The sequence below is a fragment of the Mesobacillus boroniphilus JCM 21738 genome, assembly GCF_000517385.1.
Lineage (GTDB): Bacteria > Bacillota > Bacilli > Bacillales > Cytobacillaceae > Mesobacillus > Mesobacillus boroniphilus.
This window is the reverse complement of the sequence record NZ_BAUW01000162.1, coordinates 1-3553: the sequence shown is the minus strand read 5'-3', so window position 1 is coordinate 3553 and position 3553 is coordinate 1. Positions and strand designations below refer to the sequence as shown.

Here is a 3553-nt window from a genome sequence, read left to right as displayed (position 1 = left end):
CTGAATATAAAAAATCATTCATTGTATCCGATAAACCTATTACAAACTTACCACTTGTCGCCGCCCATAAAAGAACATCGCGATATTAAGCGTTCTATATTCTTTGCAAGTGTAAACTTAAAATCAGCAAAAAGTGTTTAAAGTAATCTGACGGTTACAGAAGTGAGGGTTTTGAGGAAGTCAAATCAAATAAACAGCAGAAGAGATTGTTAAACCATAACGAAATAAAAAACGACAGTAAGCTGAAGGCTCACTGTCATTTTAATTTTCTCAAAATATTTGATTTCCAATAGTATGTAGAATTATGTTTATGAATAACTTGAAATGAGGTTTCACGATTTTATTCGGGAGATCTTTTTGGTTTGCGTGCCCAGGCAAGCCGTTAATTGCTAGTTGGTGAAAGTCCAATCTGAGTAAGTGACAAGACGCTCAGTAGCTGACAGGCAGCTGGTGGAGAAATCCTAAGGTTGAAGCCCTGTGACAAAGTAACTCCCTTTCAGGAGTGCGAGCGACCTGACAGGTTGTAACATAAAGTGAATCCTGCCGTTTCGTCAAAAGAACCTGCCATTTGGCAGCCAAAGAGAAGTCGAGCCTTGGGACTATAGGCGAAGACCATGGAAGGTGTGAAGAACTTGGAAACAGCACCGAAGAATCTCTCGGAGTATGGGGAGCGACATGTCAGGAAAGTAATTAACGGAACTGGGGATACCCTCCTCATCACTTTCTAATGAAAGTAAAGCTGAAACCTATAAGTGAAAACGAAATGGTGAAGGGATGAGAGGGAGTCGGAAGGGGTCATAGTACCAATGATGACAATGACAACACAACATTGTCTAGGAAAGGACGGCGAATGCCTGTACCCTACTTCGTTCATATGTCTAAAGGAGGTAAGAGTCAGTGAATGCCAGGAAAATGGCTAACTACACCAATATTGATAAAGCTCAAGAACACTGGAAGACGTTATATCTTTGTGCTAAGGAAAGTCCAACACGTAGATTTCATGCATTATATGACAAGATTTATCGGCCTGACATCTTATGGGAAGCATGGCAAAGTGTGAAACAGAAAAAAGGAAGTGGAGGTGTCGACGGACAGATGATTGAACAAATCGTCTTGGATTACGGGGAAAGGAAGTTCATGAATGAAATCTTCCTTGAATTGAAAGAGAAACGTTACCACCCTAGGTTAATAACTTCCATAATCGATTGAAAGGTTGGATGGAACGTTTTCAAGGAGAACTCTTAATTTGGACAATTATCTTTATTGGTTTCGTTTATAGCGAAAGAATTTATTAATAATTTAAACCGAGATGTTCACAAATTATTCAATAATTGGAAATATTTTTATAAATAGGATAAAAGGCCCTATTGTTCTATATATCTACCAAGATAGAATGAAGGTGCAAGACAAATTACATAGAAAGTAGGGATAAGGAAATGAAGGTTTTGAAGTCCACTATTCTATCTTTACTGTGTGTGTTGTTAGTTGTACCAATGTTTGCATTCTCTCAAGCAGAAGCAGCTGATCCTAAGGCAGATATGAAGTTTGCTAAAGCAGACTTTAAAGAAATGCAAGCAGCTTTAAAGAAAACTAAGCTAGAAGTCGACTTGGTCAACGGAACAAGTAGTGAGCAAGTTGTTATGAATGACAAAGGTGAAGCAATCGGTGTTTTAGGTGTTGAGGAAGTTGCAAGTCAAACAGTAGTTGAGAGTCAACCAGGAGAAATTTCAGCTCTTGGAAGTACAGCTCTTCCGACAGGTGTCTACAAAACTTTTAAAGTTTATTGGTATGCAGCTACTGTAAACTATCACTTCTATACTCAAGTCTACAGAAGCACATCTACTGGTTTGGGTCAAATTGTTGATGCTTATGATCAATGGTATGTAGTTATTCCTCCAGGTGTCGTTAACCGTGACACATTGGCTATTACAAGAAAATATGAAACAAGCTCTTTACCAGCTGAGGCTAAATATTCATTGAATTTTACTGCCCCTGTTAGTACCATATTATATATCTATGGTAGAGTCCAAGATGGATACTTCATTTCCGGAGGTAACTAACACGAAAGGACTGTTAAAATGAGCTTAAACCTCGTAGTCCCAGGATTGATTTTAGTCGTATTGGTAGGAGTCGTTTATGTAATCAGCAGAATGATAAAAAAAAACTAAAGATGCATAAACGAGAAAGAAGGCAATTCTCTTCGGAGGATTGCCTTTTTATTTTTCAGCTATGTTAAAGCACAATGTTGATTTATTGGTACTCTATTGATTACGTTCCAGGCGCGTAGACTCCAACGAGAGCATGGGTCAGGGAAAATCCCGCAGGAGTGGAACGACGAGTTATCATGAACGAAACTAGCTCCTTACTCGTAACATCGTAGGTTAATTTGGTTAGAATGTTTACTATTAGAAAACATACCCAAATCAGAGCTGCATTACGGAAGGAGCTAGTCATTATGAAGGATACCATAAAAATATGTAGGTTTAGACGTATCAAAAGAAAAAATTGCCGTCGCTATTGCCGAAGAAGGAAGAGAAGAACCAAGATATTGGGGAATGATTCCTCATAGCCAAGAAGCTGTGAAGAAATTAATAAAAAAGTTGGGCGGCCCAGAATTTCTGCGAGTGTGTTATGAAGCCGTTCCAACCGGTTAATGAGGTAAGAAAACAAATAAAATTATTAGAATCTTCACCAATCGGAATTTAATAACTGATATTTAAAAGAGTTAATTTGATTTTTACCAGAATAGTATAAGGTGACAAAAGCTAAACCAGGTAGAAAGGCTACCAAATTAGTAGACTTCTACCCTCGGACCAATTTTGCAGTAATGCTGTGTAAGGCTCATTATTCAGATTTTCAAGGTTTAATTTACTTTCTCAACAATCGGCATAAATGAATTGTATGTTAATATAATGAGAATACTTATTCTCAATGACGTTATATATTAAACCCTTCTGAATTAAATATATTTGAAGGTATTTATGAGATTTTATTCTTTATCATTAATACGCCTAATTGAACTGATGTCTCTATATAACCAACGATCTGATTAAAGGTGAATACATTTAGTTTTTCGTTTATGACTTCTTCCGAGTATTCCATATCATCTAATACATAAGGTATGATTTCATTAAGATCTCTCGAGTTAACCTCTTGTAATTCTATGGTGATTGGAATATTATCGGTGTTTAGCACTTTTCTCAATTCATTTTTAAAACCATAGTATTCCAATAATTTCCCATTCAATAAATTGAAATCATGGTGATATAGAGCTAATATTTCATCATCAGCTTCCATTCTATTTCTTAACCAAGAGAGATAAAACCCTTTCAGCCAAATATTATCAGAGATTAAATGTGTATAATAACCAAGTATATAATGACATTCTGCTTGTGAATTATATTTATGTAAAAATTCCTTATAATCAATGTATCTCGAATAATCTTCTATCTCACCTTTATAGAAATGTGATAAATCTTTAGGGGAAATTGCATCTGGTGCAATGCTGTCCGCAGCCACCTTCATTGTCGGACATAGAGCCAGTGGCGTTGGT

General features: G+C 36.6%; 3 protein-coding genes. 2 read left to right on the top strand and 1 reads right to left on the bottom strand.

What is annotated here, in order from left to right; genetic code table 11:
• The first annotated feature begins 897 nt into the window (after window positions 1-897).
• Window positions 898-1209, top strand: coding sequence for a hypothetical protein (locus JCM21738_RS23660; RefSeq protein ID WP_023626844.1), 312 nt, complete (start codon window positions 898-900; stop codon window positions 1207-1209).
• A gap of 227 nt (window positions 1210-1436) precedes the next feature.
• A complete protein-coding gene (locus JCM21738_RS21165) occupies window positions 1437-2060 on the top strand; it encodes a DUF5626 family protein (RefSeq protein WP_023626845.1) in 624 nt (207 codons plus the stop codon).
• Window positions 2061-2979: 919 nt separating this feature from the next.
• Here the strand turns inward: JCM21738_RS21165 and JCM21738_RS24610 are convergent.
• On the bottom strand, window positions 2980-3543 hold the full coding sequence (locus JCM21738_RS24610; protein WP_232215933.1) for a hydrolase: 564 nt from the start codon (window positions 3541-3543) through the stop codon (window positions 2980-2982).
• Between the last annotated feature and the right edge of the window lie 10 nt (window positions 3544-3553).

Coding starts and splice junctions, on each gene's coding strand:
- JCM21738_RS21165 (WP_023626845.1), top strand. CDS start 1,437: ATGAAGGTTTTGAAGTCCACTATTCTATCTTTACTGTGTGTGTTGTTA.